The organism is Janthinobacterium sp. PSPC1-1 (assembly GCF_049897625.1).
GTDB classification, from domain to species: Bacteria; Pseudomonadota; Gammaproteobacteria; order Burkholderiales; family Burkholderiaceae_D; genus Janthinobacterium; species Janthinobacterium tructae.
Genome location: NZ_JAFCWP010000003.1, coordinates 61,930 through 75,191, shown reverse-complemented (window position 1 = coordinate 75,191; position 13,262 = coordinate 61,930). Strand labels below are relative to the sequence as shown.

The window sequence follows — 13,262 nt, the reverse complement described above, 5'->3', positions numbered from 1 at the left end:
CAATGAATCTATTTTTTGAAGAATCCGGCGATTTCAAGGTCGGCACGGTCCTGTCGCAAGCGGGTGAAGCGTATCAAGTGGAAATGGCCAGCGGCAAGCGCACCAAGGTCAAGGTCAAGGATGTGCTGCTGCAGTATGAAAAGCCGGCCCCGGCCGAGCTGCTGGAACAGGCCAAGAGCATTGCCGCCGAGATCGACCTTGATTTTCTGTGGGAAGTGGCGGGCGAAGACGAGTTCGGCTTTGCCGAGCTGGGCGCCGAGTATTTCGGCCACGCACCGTTGCCGCCGGAAGCGGCCGGCCTGATCCTGGCCCTGCATTCGGCGCCCGTGTATTTTTACAAGAAGGGCCGTGGCCGCTACAAGGCGGCGCCGGAAGCGTCGCTGAAGGCGGCCCTGGCCGGCATCGAAAAGAAAAAGCAGCAGGCGCTGGTGCAGGCAAGCTATGTGGAAGAGCTGAAACAGAACCGCTTGCCTGCCTCGATGCAGCCCATGGTGCTGCAACTGCTGTTCAAGCCGGACAAGAACACCATCGAATACAAGGCGCTGGAAGCAGCGTGCACGGAATTGCACACGACGCCGCCGCGCCTGATGCTGGCCGTCGGCGGTATTGCTTCGCCGAAAGACTTGCACCTGTCGAAATTCCTCTTTGAAAATTTCCCCAAGGGCGCCGGCTTCCCCAGCGTGCCTGTACCCGCCGTGACGGCCAAGCTGCCGCTGGCCGAGGTGGCCGCCTTCTCGATCGACGACGTGACCACCACCGAGATCGACGATGCCTTCTCGGTGCAGCCGTTGCCCGATGGCACCGTGAAAGTGGGTATACACATCGCCGCGCCGGGCCTGGGCATCCGCCCGGAAGACGTGATCGACAAGATGGCGCGCCAGCGCATGTCGACCGTCTACATGCCGGGCGACAAGATCACCATGCTGCCGGACGAAATCGTGAATGCTTTCACGCTCGCGGAAGGCACGACGTGCCCGGCCCTGTCGCTGTACGCCACCCTGGACCCGAAAGCCGACTGGGCGGTCATCAGCACGCAGACGCGTGCCGAGCTGGTGCCGATCGCCAGCAATTTGCGGCATAACCAGTTAGACGACCTGGTCAACGAGGAAACCCTGGCCAGCGGCGAAGGCGAGTATCCGCACAAGGCCGATTTTGCCGTGCTGTGGCAATGGGCGCAGCAGCTGGAACAGGGCCGCATGAAGAAGCGCGAAGGGTTCGGCCTGAAGCCGGAACAGAATAACCGCGTCGATTTCAACTTTTATGTGGAAAACGATATCGTCAGCGTGGCGCGCCGCAAGCGTGGCGCGCCGCTGGACAAGATCGTCGCTGAACTGATGATCTTTGCCAACAGCACCTGGGGCAAGATGCTGCACGACCATGGCGTGCCGGGCATCTACCGCAGCCAGGGCGGCGGCAGCGGTAATAGCTGGGCGGCAAAGATGCAGGTGCGCATGGTCACCCATGCAGCGCCGCACCAGGGCCTGGGCGTGGATCAATATGCGTGGAGCACCTCGCCTTTGCGCCGCTACACGGACCTGGTGAACCAGTGGCAAATCATCGCCTGCGCCGAGCATGGCGTGACGGCGCCGCTGGTGGCCCCGTTCAAGCCGCGTGATGCGAACCTGTTCGCCATCGTTTCGGCGTTCGACGCCGCGTATGCCGCGTATGGCGATTTCCAGTCGAACATGGAACGCTACTGGTGCTTGCGCTGGCTGCACCAGGAAAACGCGCGCCAGGTCGATGCCGTCGTCTTGAAAGACGAGATACTGCGCCTGGTCGACATTCCGCTGGTTATCAAGCTGCCGGGCATGCCATCGGTGGCGCGCGGCGCCCAGGTGAAACTGGACTTGCTGCGCTGGGATGAAGTCGACCTGAGCATTGAAGCGCGCCTGCTGGAAATCGCCACCGTGCCGGATGCGGCGGCCGATGCCGAGCTCGATTACGAGGAAGACGCGGGCGACGAGGCTGCCGAAGAAGGCGACGTGACAGTTGAAGCATCGCCGGAAGCGGCAAACCAGGTCAGCGACGCCGATGCGGAAGTGGCGGAACTGGCCAGCGAAGACGTGGTCAGCGAACCCGAGGTCAAGTAAGGTCCCATGCAGACCACCAGGGCGGTGCTGAAAACTGTTGCCGGCATCGCCCTTTGACGTAGAATTCAGCCATCTTGTATCTTGTGTTGTAAGGAACTGGGTTGCGCGTGAAGTCTTTCCGAGAGTATCGTTTCCTGATGATCGCCGTGGCGGTATCGCTGCTGGCGCACGGCGCCTTGCTGGCGATGCATTTTGTCGCCCCGGCGCCGCAGCGGGCCGTCGCCACCGATCCCGGCCTGGAAGTGATCCTGGTCAACGCCAAGCATGCGAACAAGCCGCTGAAGGCCGATGCCCTGGCGCAAGCCAACCTCGATGGCGGTGGACAGGCCGACAAGGGCCGCGCCAAGTCGCCCTTGCCCGACATGCGCAAGGTGGAAGAGGGTGAGAGCGTCAAGGCCAGCGCCCGGCGCATCGCCGAACTGGAACAAAAACAGCAGGAATTGCTGACGCAGGCGGCCAGGCCGACGCCTTACAGCGCCGCGCCCGTCACGGAAAAGGACAAGCCCAATCCTTTGGCCTCCGGTTCGGACTTGATGGAAAGCAGCAAGGCCATCGCACGCATGGCGGCCGAGATCAGCCAGACCGTGGAAGACCAGAATAAACGTCCGCGCAAGACTTTTATTACGCCCAGCACGCAGGAGGTCGGCTATGCCATGTATTACAAGACCCTGCAAAAGCGCATCGAGGAAATAGGCACCCTGAATTTCCCGCAAAAGAATGGCCGCAAGATATATGGCGAACTGGTCGTCTACATCCCCATCTTCCAGGACGGCACGATTTACCAGAAGGAAGGCGGCGCCCGCGTGGAGAAAAGCTCGGGCAACCCCGTGCTGGATGCGGCGGCCTTGGCCATCGTGCGCCGCGCGGCACCGTTCGGCCGTTTCCCACCGAATATGTTGTCAAGTGATAAGGATGACCTGTGGGTCGTCATCACCCGTTTCAAATTTACGCGCGAAGAAAAAATGGAAGCTAACCTGACTGGCGGCAGCAATTGAGCAAGCAAAACATTAATCCCGACCAATATTGCGTCTTTGGCAATCCCATCGCCCACAGCAAGTCTCCCCTGATCCACGCCGCGTTTGCCCTGCAGACGGGCGAGCCCATCGTCTACGAACGCCGCCTGGCGCCGCTCGATGGCTTTGCCCTGGCGGCCCGCACGTTTGCTGCCGAGGGCGGCAAGGGCGCGAACGTGACGGTGCCCTTCAAACTCGATGCGTGTGCGCTGGCCACCGTCCTGACGCCGCGCGCGCAAGCGGCCGGCGCCGTCAATACCCTGCGTTTCGAGGACGAGACCATTCTTGGCGACAATACCGATGGCGCGGGCCTGGTGGCCGACATCGTGCGCAACGCGGGCGTGGCCATCGCCGGCAAGCGCATTTTGCTGCTGGGCGCGGGCGGTGCGGCGCGCGGCGTGGTGCTGCCCTTGCTGGAACAGGCGCCGCAGGAAGTGTTCATTGCCAACCGCAGCGTGGCCACGGCCGAGGCGCTGGTGGCGCAGTTTGCGGATGCGGCGAGTCACGCTGCCCAGCTGCGCGCAGGTAGCTTCGCGCAGGCGGACGGCGTCTTCGATATCGTCATCAATGCCACCTCGGCCAGCCTGGCGGGCGACTTGCCGCCCGTGCCGCCCAGTGTTTTTGGCAGTGGCACGCTGGCGCTGGACATGATGTATGGCGCCCAGCCCACCGTCTTCATGGACTTTGCCGCGCAGCATGGCGCGCAGGTGCGCGATGGCCTGGGCATGCTGGTAGAGCAGGCGGCCGAAGCGTTTTACGTGTGGCGCGGCGTGCGGCCGCAGACGCAGGACTTGCTGGCGCAATTGCGGGGCAGCCTGTGAGCGGCGGCAAGAAGGGCGCGCAAAAAGGTAGAGGCGGCAGCCGCTACGGCTGGATCAAGTGGCTGTTCATCGTACCCATCCTGGCCTTCATCGTCGTGCAACTGTATTTCTTCCTGCAAATCTGGTGGTGGATCGACCACAACCCGTCCAGCACGGCTTTCATGCGTGAACAGTTGTCTGTCTTGCAGGACAAGAATCCGAATGCCACGATCAAGCAGACGTGGGTGCCGTACGACCGCATCTCGAACAACCTGAAACGGGCCATCATCGCCTCGGAAGACGCGAATTTCTCCGAGCACGAAGGCGTGGACTGGGAAGCCTTGCAAAAGGCGTACGAGAAAAATAGCAAAAAACAAAAGGTCGTGGCGGGCGGTTCGACCATCACGCAGCAACTGGCGAAAAATCTGTTCCTGTCCGGTTCGCGCAGCTATGTGCGCAAGGGCCAGGAACTGATCATCACGTACATGCTGGAAAGCCTGATGGAGAAGCAGCGCATCTTTGAAATTTATTTGAATGTGGTGGAGTTTGGCACGGGCATCTTCGGCGCCGAAGCGGCCGCGCGCCACTATTACCATGTCAGCGCGGCGGGCCTGAGCACGGCGCAGGCGGCGAAACTGGCCGTGATGTTGCCGAACCCCCGCTTTTATGACCGTCACCGCGATACGGGCTATCTGAACCGGCGTACCAGTGTCATCCTGCGCCGCATGGGGGCGGCGGAATTGCCTTGATGGCAGCCGGCTTTATTTGCATAAAGTTAAAGCTGCCTGATTGGCACTATTGCGGCACAGCATCTTAATCGTCTCCCTTGGTGCAACGCCGCACTTTTTCCGTGAAAAAGCGGTGCCGGGGGTGGTCGTGAAAAGGCCTTTGCGGGTACACTTGCGCTGTTTTCATTTTTGGCGCCAGCGCCAGCACATCACGATAACCCCACATCCGGCTGAGAGCGCGCATGATCAATGTCTTTGTATTACAGAATGGCCGGCTCAACCAGGTGCCGATCGACAGCCGCGCAGACCTCGAAAATGCCGAACCGGTGTGGGTCGACCTGACCGACCCCACCGATGATGAACGGGCCTGGGTCAAGGCCATCTACAACGTCACCCTGCCGGGCGAAGACGAAGTCAAGGATATTGAAGCGTCGGCCCGCTATTACGAAGCGGAAAACGGCGACTTGCATCTGCGCACCGACTTCCTGCGTGAAGAAGACGACGGTCCCTCGCGCGTCATCACCGTGGCCTTCATCCTGGCGCGCAAGATTCTGTTTTCCATGCATACGGACGACCTGCCCGTGTTCCGCCTGGTGCGCATGCGCGCCCGCTCGCGGCCAGGCTCGATTGCCGACTACATGGACGTGCTGCTCGACCTGTACGCCACCGATGCCGAATATTCGGCCGACGTGCTCGAAGGCATCTACCAGAACCTGGAAGAAGTCAGCACGCGTGTGCTGCAAAAGGAATTTACCGATGCGCACGCGGCCGAAGCGCTGAACGCGATTGCGCACGAGGAAGATTTGAATGGCCGCATCCGCCGCAACATGATGGATACGCGCCGCGCCGTGAGCTTTCTGATGCGCGGCCGTTTATTGAATTCCGAGCAGTTCGAGGAAGCACGGCAGATTTTGCGCGATATCGAATCGCTCGATGGCCATACCTCGTTCCTGTTTGATAAGATCAACTTCCTGATGGATGCCACCGTCGGTTTCATCAACATCAACCAGAACAAGATCATCAAGATCTTCTCGGTGGCCAGCGTGGCGTTCCTGCCGCCGACCCTGATCGCCAGCGTGTACGGCATGAACTTCAAGCTGATGCCGGAGCTGGAGTGGTCGTTCGGCTATCCGTGGGCCTGGGGCCTGATGATCACCAGCGCCATCGCACCGTTCCTGTACTTCCGCCACCGTGGCTGGCTGAAATAAGCCCTCTTGCCGGGACGCTCCCGCATCCCGGATTTCAAGGCGAGCGCAGCAAATTCAAAAATCAGCGATAATCATTGGTATTGCGTGGTATTGAATTGGTATTTGCGCGTAGCCGCTTGCCTGGCGCCCCATTCTTTCCCCCGTAGTCTGCTTTTTGCAGAAAAGTATCGTCATTCAGATGTTTTCTGCGTGGTAGCGTCCGCCTGTTCCACCTATGATCGTTGCGATGCCTGCCTTGGCCGGCTGGCCGCCGCATTTCCCGTCACCGTTGTCTTCTGGAGAGTCCATGCCTGATACCGCCACCACCCCACTGCGCTTTACCCATTTGATCAGCGACTGCGATGGCGTGCTGATCGACAGCGAAGCCGTGGCCCTGCAAGCGTTGCTGGAATTGCTGGCACCGCGCCTGCCGAATCTGCCTCAGGGCGTTACCCTGCAAGGCTTGATCGAGCCGCGCCTGGGCCAGCGCCTGGTGCCGCTGATGCAGGATATCTACAAGGAGTTGGGCTTGCCGCAATTGCCGGCCGACGAGATCATGGCCATCGGCAACGCCGTCGATGCGGCCTGCGATGCGCAATTGCGCGCCGTACCGGGCGTGGCGCAGGCGCTGGCCGCCATTGCGCTGCCCAAGGCCGTGGCCTCGAACAGCGTCAGTGCGCGCGTGCTGTCGGCGCTCGAGCGCACTGGCATGGCGCCGCTGTTCGATCAACGCGTGTTTACGCCGGACCTGGTCGGTCACGCCAAGCCGCATCCTGGCGTGTACCTGGCGGCGGCGGCCGCGTTTGGCGTGCCACCGGGCCAGTGCCTGGTGCTGGAAGACAGCGTCACGGGCGTGACGGCCGCCGTGGCGGCGGGCATGACGGTATTGGGATTCATCGGCGGCGGGCATATCGCCGCCGGCCAGGAAGCGCGCCTGAAGGCGGCCGGCGCGCATGTCGTGTTCAGCGACATGGCCAGCCTGCCGGCGCTGGTGGCCGCGGTGCTACAAAGCGCTACAGTGTAACGACACCTGACAAAACCGTAGCGAGCGGCAGTGATTTGTGGCCGAGAAGCGCAACCGTACTCTAGTACGGTGAGCATCGCCGGCCGCAAAGCGCGACGCGCAGTAGGTTTTGTCAGGTGTGTACCTTACGCTAATTTGGCAAACACCTTGCGCGCAGCGGCGATGGTGGCGTCGATGACGGCATCATCGTGCTGCGCCGAGACGAAGCCCGCCTCGAAGGCGGCGGGCGCGAAGTACACGCCTTCGTCCAGCATGGCGTGGAAGAAGGCGTTGAACTTGCTGCGGTCGCCCGCCATCATTTCCGCGTAGCTGGTCGGTGGCGTGGCGCTGAAATAGATGCCGAACATGCCGCCGATATAGTCGGCGCAGAAGACCACGCCCGCTTCTTTGGCGGCGGCGGTCAGGCCTTCAGCCAGGCGCTTGGCGGTGGCGCCCAGCTGCTCGTAGAAGCCTGGCTGCTGGATCAGTTTCAAGGTGGCCATGCCGGCCGCCACGGCGACCGGGTTGCCGGACAAAGTACCGGCCTGGTAGACGGCGCCCAGCGGCGCCATGTGGTGCATCAGCGCGGCGCTGCCGCCAAAGGCCGCCACCGGCATGCCGCCGCCGATCACCTTGCCCAGCGCCGTGAGGTCGGGCTTGATGCCGTACAGCGCCTGCGCGCCGCCCAGGGCCACGCGCAAGCCGCACATGACTTCATCGAAAATGAGCAGGGCGCCGTGCTGCGTGCACAGCTCGCGCATCGCCTGCAGGAATTCTGGCGTGGCTTTGACCAGGTTCATGTTGCCGGCCACCGGTTCGACGATCACGCAGGCGATCTCCGCGCCGAAGCTGTCGAAGGCGTCCTTCAGCTGCTCCACGTTGTTATAGTCGAGCACCAGGGTGTGTTTCACGAAATCTTCCGGCACGCCGGCCGAGGTCGGGTTGCCGAAGGTGAGCAGGCCGCTGCCCGCTTTCACCAGCAGTGAATCGGCGTGGCCGTGGTAGCAGCCTTCGAACTTGACGATCTTGTCGCGTCCCGTGGCGCCGCGCGCCAGGCGCAGGGCGCTCATGGTCGCTTCCGTGCCCGACGACACCAGGCGCACCTGCTCGATCGACGGCACCAGGCGCGTGATTTCCTCGGCCATCAGCACTTCGCCTTCGGTCGGCGCGCCGAACGACAGACCCAGCGCGGCCGCATCCTGCACCGCTTTCACCACTTCCGGGTGGGCGTGGCCGACGATGGCCGGGCCCCACGAGCCGATGTAGTCGATATAGCGCTTGCCGTCCGCGTCCCAGAAGTAGGGTCCTTCGGCGCGCGTGATGAAACGCGGCGTGCCGCCGACGGAGCGGAAGGCGCGCACGGGCGAATTGACGCCGCCTGGCGTGGTTTTTTGTGCGCGGGCAAACAGGATGTCGTTCTGTGAAGTCGTCGTCATGATAATCGTGCCTTGAAAGTGGATCGTTGTCTGTGTCGTCTGTCTGGTCTGCTACAGAATTATTGGGCGTCGCGCTGGCGCTGCTGCCGGAACAGCCGGTTCGGCACCAGCTTGCCCATGCCGTGGCGCTGCGCGTGGGCCAGCGCGCCGGTGGTAAATTCCTGCGCCGCCACGACCACCTGCGGCACATCGTCTTCGTTTTGCGCCAGGGCCAGCAGGGCGGTGGCCGCCGCCGACAGGGTGCTGCCGGCGCCGTTGAAGATGCCCGGCAGGTGCTGCCATTGGTCGTGGCGCACCACGCCGTCTTCGCCGAACAGGGTATTGGCGCGCAACTTGCCTTCGCCCGTGCCGGACTTGCTGGCGTCGGCCGGCATGCCGGTGACGAGCACGTATTCGCAGCCCAGCGCCACCAGGTAGTCGACGTCGTTTTGCAAGGTGTCGTCCGGATCGGCGTCGCGCCAGGTTTCGGCCAGGCGCTCCAGTTCCACCGGCGAGAGCACCAGCAAGGTCGTTTGCGGGATCAGCAACTGGCGCACGGCGGTGAGGATGTCTTCGTCGTCCATGCCCTGTTCCGGCAGCGCCGAAATGAAGGGATCGAGGATCAGCGGCACGTTCGGATAGTCGGAGACGATTTCGGCGATGGCCGTGACGTTTTCCACGCTGCCCAGGGCGCCGATCTTGATGGCCGAGACGGACATGTCTTCCAGCAGCACGCGCGCCTGGTCCGAAACCCAGTCCGGGTCGACCGCCTGCACGTCTTCCACGCGCGCCGTATCGCTGATCAACAGGCCCGTGGTGACCGACAGGCCATGGCAGCCGAAGGCTGAAAACGTGGCCAGGTCGGCCTGGATGCCGATCGCGCCGACCGGATCGGACACGCCGAAGCTTAATATGAGGGGAGAAGTTTGGTTTTGCACGGCGGGTAGATTAAGATACCTAATTCAGCATTTTACTTGATTGAAGGGTGGCAGAACGTGAGTAGCAACGAAACAACGCAGCAATTCCAAACGTGGATGTGTCTAATTTGCGGCTGGGTTTATGATGAAGCGGCCGGCCTTCCCGACGAAGACATCGCTCCCGGCACGCGTTGGGCCGATGTTCCGATGAACTGGACCTGTCCTGAATGCGGTGCGCGCAAGGATGATTTCGAGATGGTGGCGCTTTAATTTAATCCAGATCCCCGGGATGGAGCTGCCGCACGCAGGTATCGCGGCAGCCTGTGCTATGGTATGAAAGATTGTCGAATAATTACATGTCGTGTCCAATCTTGCCCGAGGCAGCGTCCGATGCCGTGTGCGCCGGCGCCATAATACTGGTCATCGACGACAGCGCCACCAGCCGCAGCGCGGCCGAAAAGGTCTTGCGCGAGGCAGGTTATCGCGTGGTGGTGGCGGAAAACGGCTTCGAGGCCCTGGCCAAGATCGCCGATTGCCAGCCGGCGCTGATCGTGTGCGACATTGTGATGCCACGCCTGGACGGCTACCGCACCTGCGCGCTGATCAAGGCCAGTGCGGCGCATCACGCCACGCCGGTGCTGATGCTGTCGTCGAAGGAAGGCTTGTTCGACCGCGCGCGCGGCGCCATGGCAGGCGCCAGCGCCTGCCTGGCCAAGCCGCTGGCGCGCGAGGCGCTGCTGGAGGCCGTGCGGCTGCACCTGGCCAGGCATTTTGAGTAGTGATTTATTGATTGACAACGCAGCAAGGAAGCAGATGGCCATACACACAATTCTGATCGTCGATGACTCGGCGACAGAACGCTACTACCTGAGCGAGATGCTGGTGCGTGCCGGTTATGCCGTCTTTACGGCGCAGGACGGCGCCGACGCGCTGGCGCAACTGAAGCAGGCCAGGCCCGACCTGATCCTGATGGATGTGGTGATGCCCGGTGCGAATGGCTTCCAGATCACGCGCGCGATTGCGCGCGATCCCGAACTGCAGGACGTGCCGGTGATTATCTGCTCCAGCAAGAGCCAGGAAACGGACCGCATCTGGGGCTTGCGCCAGGGCGCGCGCGATTACCTGGTCAAGCCGGTGCTCGAAGCCGAGCTGCTGGCCAAGATCGCCGCGCTTTCCTGAGAATGCAAACGATGCCAGGTAACGGCGTGTCCACTGCGGCCTTTTCGCCTGCCGCTGCCGCCATGCCATCCTTCGAGACGGGCGCACGGCAGGGGCGCTTGCGCCAGTATCAGCTGCAATTGATCGAGCGGATACAGGCCGCGCGCAGCGGCGCGCTGGCAGCGCGCAAGGAACTGGGCGTGATGCTCGGTGGTCGGCCGTGCCTGCTCGACCTGACGCAGCTCGGTGAAATCGTCATCGCTGCCGGGGTGCAGATCCAGGGCGTGCCGCTGGCGCAGGATTGGTACCTGGGCCTGGCGGCCATGCGCGGACGCCTGACGGGGGTCGTCGACCTGGCCCGCTACATGGGCGAACCGGCCTGCACGCCTGGCAATCACTGCCGCATCATCACCTTTTCTCCCCGCCTGGGCCTCAATTGCGCTTTGCTGGTCGAGCGCGTACTGGGCTTGCGCCAGCTGCGCACGCTGCAATCGGTGCGCGTTCACGATGCGGCGCAGGGCGTGCTCCCATCGTGGGCGGCGCAAACGCTGCGCGATAGCGAAGGGCAGCAGTGGCTGCGCCTGGACCTGGCGCAGCTGGCGCAAGCGGAGCGCTTCCTCGATGCCGGTTTTGGCGGCCTCGCCGACCACAAGGATATTTGCTGATGGGTGCCAATTCCCCTATCCTGGCCGCCAGCATGCCTGAGGCGGAACATGCTGCTGGCGAGCCAGCGGCGGCGGACGACCTGCCGCTGCGCCTGCGCGACGCGCTGGGACGGCGCAAGTCGCTGGCCCAGGCACCCGTCAGCGACTTGAAGCTGCCGCTGATCGGCCATTTGCCGCTGCAAAAGCAGCTGAGCATCCTGTCGACGGTGATGGCCCTGAGCCTGGCCGCCAGCCTGCTGTTCGTCGGCCTCAATACGCGCAGCGGCAATATCGCCTCGGCGCAGACGCAGCTGGCCAGCGACGCGCTGATGCATTCGCAGCGCCTCGGCAAGGCTGCGCCGAACGCCGTGCAAGGCAATCCGGAAGCCTTCCGCCAGCTCGAGGAAAGCCGCAATGAACTGAACCAGGATTTCCGCCTGATGCTGCGCGGCGGGACGTATCACGGCCGCGATATCGGCGAGTCGCGTTCCGGCCTGCTGGCGGCGGTGGCCGACGCGCGCAAGAAGTGGGCCAGCAGCGACCGTGCGGCCAGCACCATCTTGCGCCTGAAAACGGAGCTGGGTGAATTCGACAAGACCTTGCAGCAATTGAATGCGCTGTCGCCGGCGCTGCTGGCGCAGACGGAGGAAATCGCGGCGCTCAAGGTGCAGCGTGGCGGCAACGCGCGCGACCTGGCCGTCATCGGCCGCCTGATGATGCTGAGCCAGCGCATGAGCCGCAGTGCCAGCGAGTTCCTGTCGTCGGGCAGCATCAGTTCGGAAACGGCATTTTCTCTGGGACGCGACACGACGTATTTCCGCACTGCCGTCGAAGGCTTGCTCAATGGCAGCGTGGCGCTGCAATTGGCGCCCACGCGCGATGCCGAACTGCGCGACCGGCTGGTGGCGCTGAAGGGCAGTTTTGACACTTACCAGAAGCTGGTCTCGTCGATACTCGACCGCCTGGATAAATTCAGTTCGGCGAAAAGCGCCGAACAGCTGATCTTCAACGAGAACGAAGACCTGCGCCAGCGCTTGACCCTGCTGCAGCAGATGTACCACGTGAACCAGGAAACGCTGGGCATGGCCTTCTGGATGATGGTCGGCGGCGTGTTGCTGACCCTGATCGCTGCGGCCGGCATCGGCCGCGTGCTGCTGCAGGACTCCGTCAACCGCACGCGCGACGCCGAGCGGCGGCGCCAGGAAGCGGAAATCCTGCGCCTGCAGTCGCAGGAAAAAGAGGAAGTGGCGAAGGCCAGGAATGAGCAGAACCAGGCTGCCATCCTGCGCCTGATGAACGAATTGCAGAAGGTCGCCGACGGCGACCTGACGGTGCAGGCCACCGTGTCGGAAGACATCACGGGCGCCATCGCCGATTCCGTCAACTACACGGTGGAGGAATTGCGTGGCCTGGTGGGGAGGGTGACGGCGACGGCCGAACAGGTCAACCGCGCCTCGACGCAGGCACAAAGCATCTCCAGCAAGCTGTTGATCGCTTCGCAGCAGCAGTCGCGTGAAATCCAGGGCGTCAGCGCCACCGTGGTCAAGATGGCCAATGCGATTACCGACGTGTCGAAGTCGGCCAGTGTCTCGGCCGACGTGGCACGCCAGTCGGTGGCGGCGGCGCAGCAGGGGGCGACGGCGGTGGAAAACGCCATCAAGGGCATGCATGAAATCCGCGAGCAGATCCAGGATACTTCCAAGCGCATCAAGCGCCTGGGCGAATCGTCGCAGGAAATCGGCGAAATCACCGAGCTCATTTCCGACATCACCGAGCAGACCAACGTGCTGGCGCTGAACGCCGCCATCCAGGCCGCATCGGCCGGTGAAGCGGGGCGCGGCTTTTCCGTCGTGGCCGAGGAAGTGCAGCGCCTGGCCGAACGCTCGGCTGCCGCCGCCAAGCAGATCGGCGCGCTGGTGCGCACCATCCAGGCCGACACCCAGGACGCCACTCGCGCGATGGAAAAATCCACGCAGGGCGTGGTCGAGGGCGCACACCTGTCCGACGCGGCCGGCGCTGCCTTGAACGACATCAGCCAGGTGTCGAAACACCTGGCTGAACTGATCCAGGGTATCTCGTTTGCCACCGGCACGCAGGCCGGTTCGGCCAGCGGCGTGGCCTTGAATATCCAGCATATCCTGAGCGTGACGGAGCAGACCCAGGACGGCACGCAGCAAACGGCGCAGTCGATCCACAAGTTGTCGATGCTGGCGCAGGAACTGAAAAACTCGGTGTCGCGCTTCCGCGTCGCCGCCTGAACGCCGCGCCAGTCCAGGCGCGGCGTGTTGTGCGTACCGATTTTTGCGC

General features: G+C 63.0%; 13 protein-coding genes. 11 read left to right on the top strand and 2 right to left on the bottom strand.

The window, feature by feature from the left end:
- Nucleotides 1–2 precede the first annotated feature (2 nt).
- The 6 genes from ACP7EG_RS11395 to ACP7EG_RS11370 all read left to right on the top strand — a co-directional run bounded on the left by ACP7EG_RS11395 (nucleotide 3) and on the right by ACP7EG_RS11370 (nucleotide 6,842).
- Nucleotides 3–2,090 (top strand): RNB domain-containing ribonuclease, encoded by a 2,088-nt coding sequence (locus ACP7EG_RS11395; protein WP_426087686.1) that lies wholly within the window; start codon nucleotides 3–5, stop codon nucleotides 2,088–2,090.
- A 137-nt stretch (nucleotides 2,091–2,227) separates the two neighbouring features.
- Nucleotides 2,228–3,085 (top strand): energy transducer TonB family protein, encoded by an 858-nt coding sequence (locus tag ACP7EG_RS11390; RefSeq protein WP_426088054.1) that lies wholly within the window; start codon nucleotides 2,228–2,230, stop codon nucleotides 3,083–3,085.
- Nucleotides 3,082–3,924, top strand: coding sequence for a shikimate dehydrogenase (aroE, locus tag ACP7EG_RS11385; RefSeq protein ID WP_426087685.1), 843 nt, complete (start codon nucleotides 3,082–3,084; stop codon nucleotides 3,922–3,924). The genes ACP7EG_RS11390 and aroE overlap by 4 nt, the downstream gene beginning before the upstream one ends.
- Nucleotides 3,906–4,652 (top strand): monofunctional biosynthetic peptidoglycan transglycosylase, encoded by a 747-nt coding sequence (mtgA, locus tag ACP7EG_RS11380; protein ID WP_426088053.1) that lies wholly within the window; start codon nucleotides 3,906–3,908, stop codon nucleotides 4,650–4,652. Before aroE ends, mtgA begins: the two co-directional genes overlap by 19 nt.
- A gap of 221 nt (nucleotides 4,653–4,873) precedes the next feature.
- Nucleotides 4,874–5,839: a magnesium/cobalt transporter CorA gene (gene corA / locus ACP7EG_RS11375; protein ID WP_034746658.1), complete on the top strand. Its 966-nt coding sequence runs from the start codon at nucleotides 4,874–4,876 to the stop codon at nucleotides 5,837–5,839.
- Between the two features lie 286 nt (nucleotides 5,840–6,125).
- Nucleotides 6,126–6,842, top strand: coding sequence for an HAD family hydrolase (locus ACP7EG_RS11370; protein WP_426087684.1), 717 nt, complete (start codon nucleotides 6,126–6,128; stop codon nucleotides 6,840–6,842).
- A gap of 125 nt (nucleotides 6,843–6,967) precedes the next feature.
- Here ACP7EG_RS11370 and hemL read toward each other — a convergent pair whose 3' ends face one another.
- Complete coding sequence (gene hemL, locus ACP7EG_RS11365) at nucleotides 6,968–8,257, bottom strand: glutamate-1-semialdehyde 2,1-aminomutase (protein WP_099762166.1); 1,290 nt, start codon at nucleotides 8,255–8,257, stop codon at nucleotides 6,968–6,970.
- 59 nt (nucleotides 8,258–8,316) lie between these two features.
- Entirely contained in the window at nucleotides 8,317–9,174 is an 858-nt protein-coding gene (gene thiD, locus ACP7EG_RS11360; protein ID WP_071075533.1) for a bifunctional hydroxymethylpyrimidine kinase/phosphomethylpyrimidine kinase, read from the bottom strand.
- A 96-nt stretch (nucleotides 9,175–9,270) separates the two neighbouring features.
- Here thiD and ACP7EG_RS11355 point away from each other — a divergent pair, with 96 nt between their 5' ends.
- The 5 genes from ACP7EG_RS11355 to ACP7EG_RS11335 all read left to right on the top strand — a co-directional run bounded on the left by ACP7EG_RS11355 (nucleotide 9,271) and on the right by ACP7EG_RS11335 (nucleotide 13,213).
- Nucleotides 9,271–9,423 carry a rubredoxin gene (locus ACP7EG_RS11355; RefSeq protein WP_010401308.1) on the top strand — a complete coding sequence of 51 codons (153 nt, stop codon included), beginning with the start codon at nucleotides 9,271–9,273 and terminating at the stop codon, nucleotides 9,421–9,423.
- Nucleotides 9,424–9,509: 86 nt separating this feature from the next.
- Nucleotides 9,510–9,932: a response regulator gene (locus ACP7EG_RS11350; protein ID WP_426087683.1), complete on the top strand. Its 423-nt coding sequence runs from the start codon at nucleotides 9,510–9,512 to the stop codon at nucleotides 9,930–9,932.
- Nucleotides 9,933–9,966: 34 nt separating this feature from the next.
- Nucleotides 9,967–10,332 (top strand): response regulator transcription factor, encoded by a 366-nt coding sequence (locus ACP7EG_RS11345; protein WP_096237817.1) that lies wholly within the window; start codon nucleotides 9,967–9,969, stop codon nucleotides 10,330–10,332.
- 26 nt (nucleotides 10,333–10,358) lie between these two features.
- The gene (locus ACP7EG_RS11340) at nucleotides 10,359–10,976 is read left to right on the top strand and encodes a chemotaxis protein CheW (RefSeq protein ID WP_426087682.1); all 618 of its coding nucleotides are present in this window, start codon (nucleotides 10,359–10,361) and stop codon (nucleotides 10,974–10,976) included.
- Nucleotides 10,976–13,213 carry a methyl-accepting chemotaxis protein gene (locus ACP7EG_RS11335; RefSeq protein ID WP_426087681.1) on the top strand — a complete coding sequence of 746 codons (2,238 nt, stop codon included), beginning with the start codon at nucleotides 10,976–10,978 and terminating at the stop codon, nucleotides 13,211–13,213. The genes ACP7EG_RS11340 and ACP7EG_RS11335 overlap by 1 nt, the downstream gene beginning before the upstream one ends.
- Nucleotides 13,214–13,262: the final 49 nt, after the last annotated feature.

Coding starts and splice junctions, on each gene's coding strand:
- ACP7EG_RS11395 (WP_426087686.1), top strand. CDS start 3: ATGAATCTATTTTTTGAAGAATCCGGCGATTTCAAGGTCGGCACGGTC.
- ACP7EG_RS11390 (WP_426088054.1), top strand. CDS start 2,228: ATGATCGCCGTGGCGGTATCGCTGCTGGCGCACGGCGCCTTGCTGGCG.
- corA (WP_034746658.1), top strand. CDS start 4,874: ATGATCAATGTCTTTGTATTACAGAATGGCCGGCTCAACCAGGTGCCG.
- ACP7EG_RS11370 (WP_426087684.1), top strand. CDS start 6,126: ATGCCTGATACCGCCACCACCCCACTGCGCTTTACCCATTTGATCAGC.
- hemL (WP_099762166.1), bottom strand. CDS start 8,257: ATGACGACGACTTCACAGAACGACATCCTGTTTGCCCGCGCACAAAAA.
- ACP7EG_RS11355 (WP_010401308.1), top strand. CDS start 9,271: ATGTGTCTAATTTGCGGCTGGGTTTATGATGAAGCGGCCGGCCTTCCC.
- ACP7EG_RS11350 (WP_426087683.1), top strand. CDS start 9,510: ATGTCGTGTCCAATCTTGCCCGAGGCAGCGTCCGATGCCGTGTGCGCC.
- ACP7EG_RS11345 (WP_096237817.1), top strand. CDS start 9,967: ATGGCCATACACACAATTCTGATCGTCGATGACTCGGCGACAGAACGC.
- ACP7EG_RS11335 (WP_426087681.1), top strand. CDS start 10,976: ATGGGTGCCAATTCCCCTATCCTGGCCGCCAGCATGCCTGAGGCGGAA.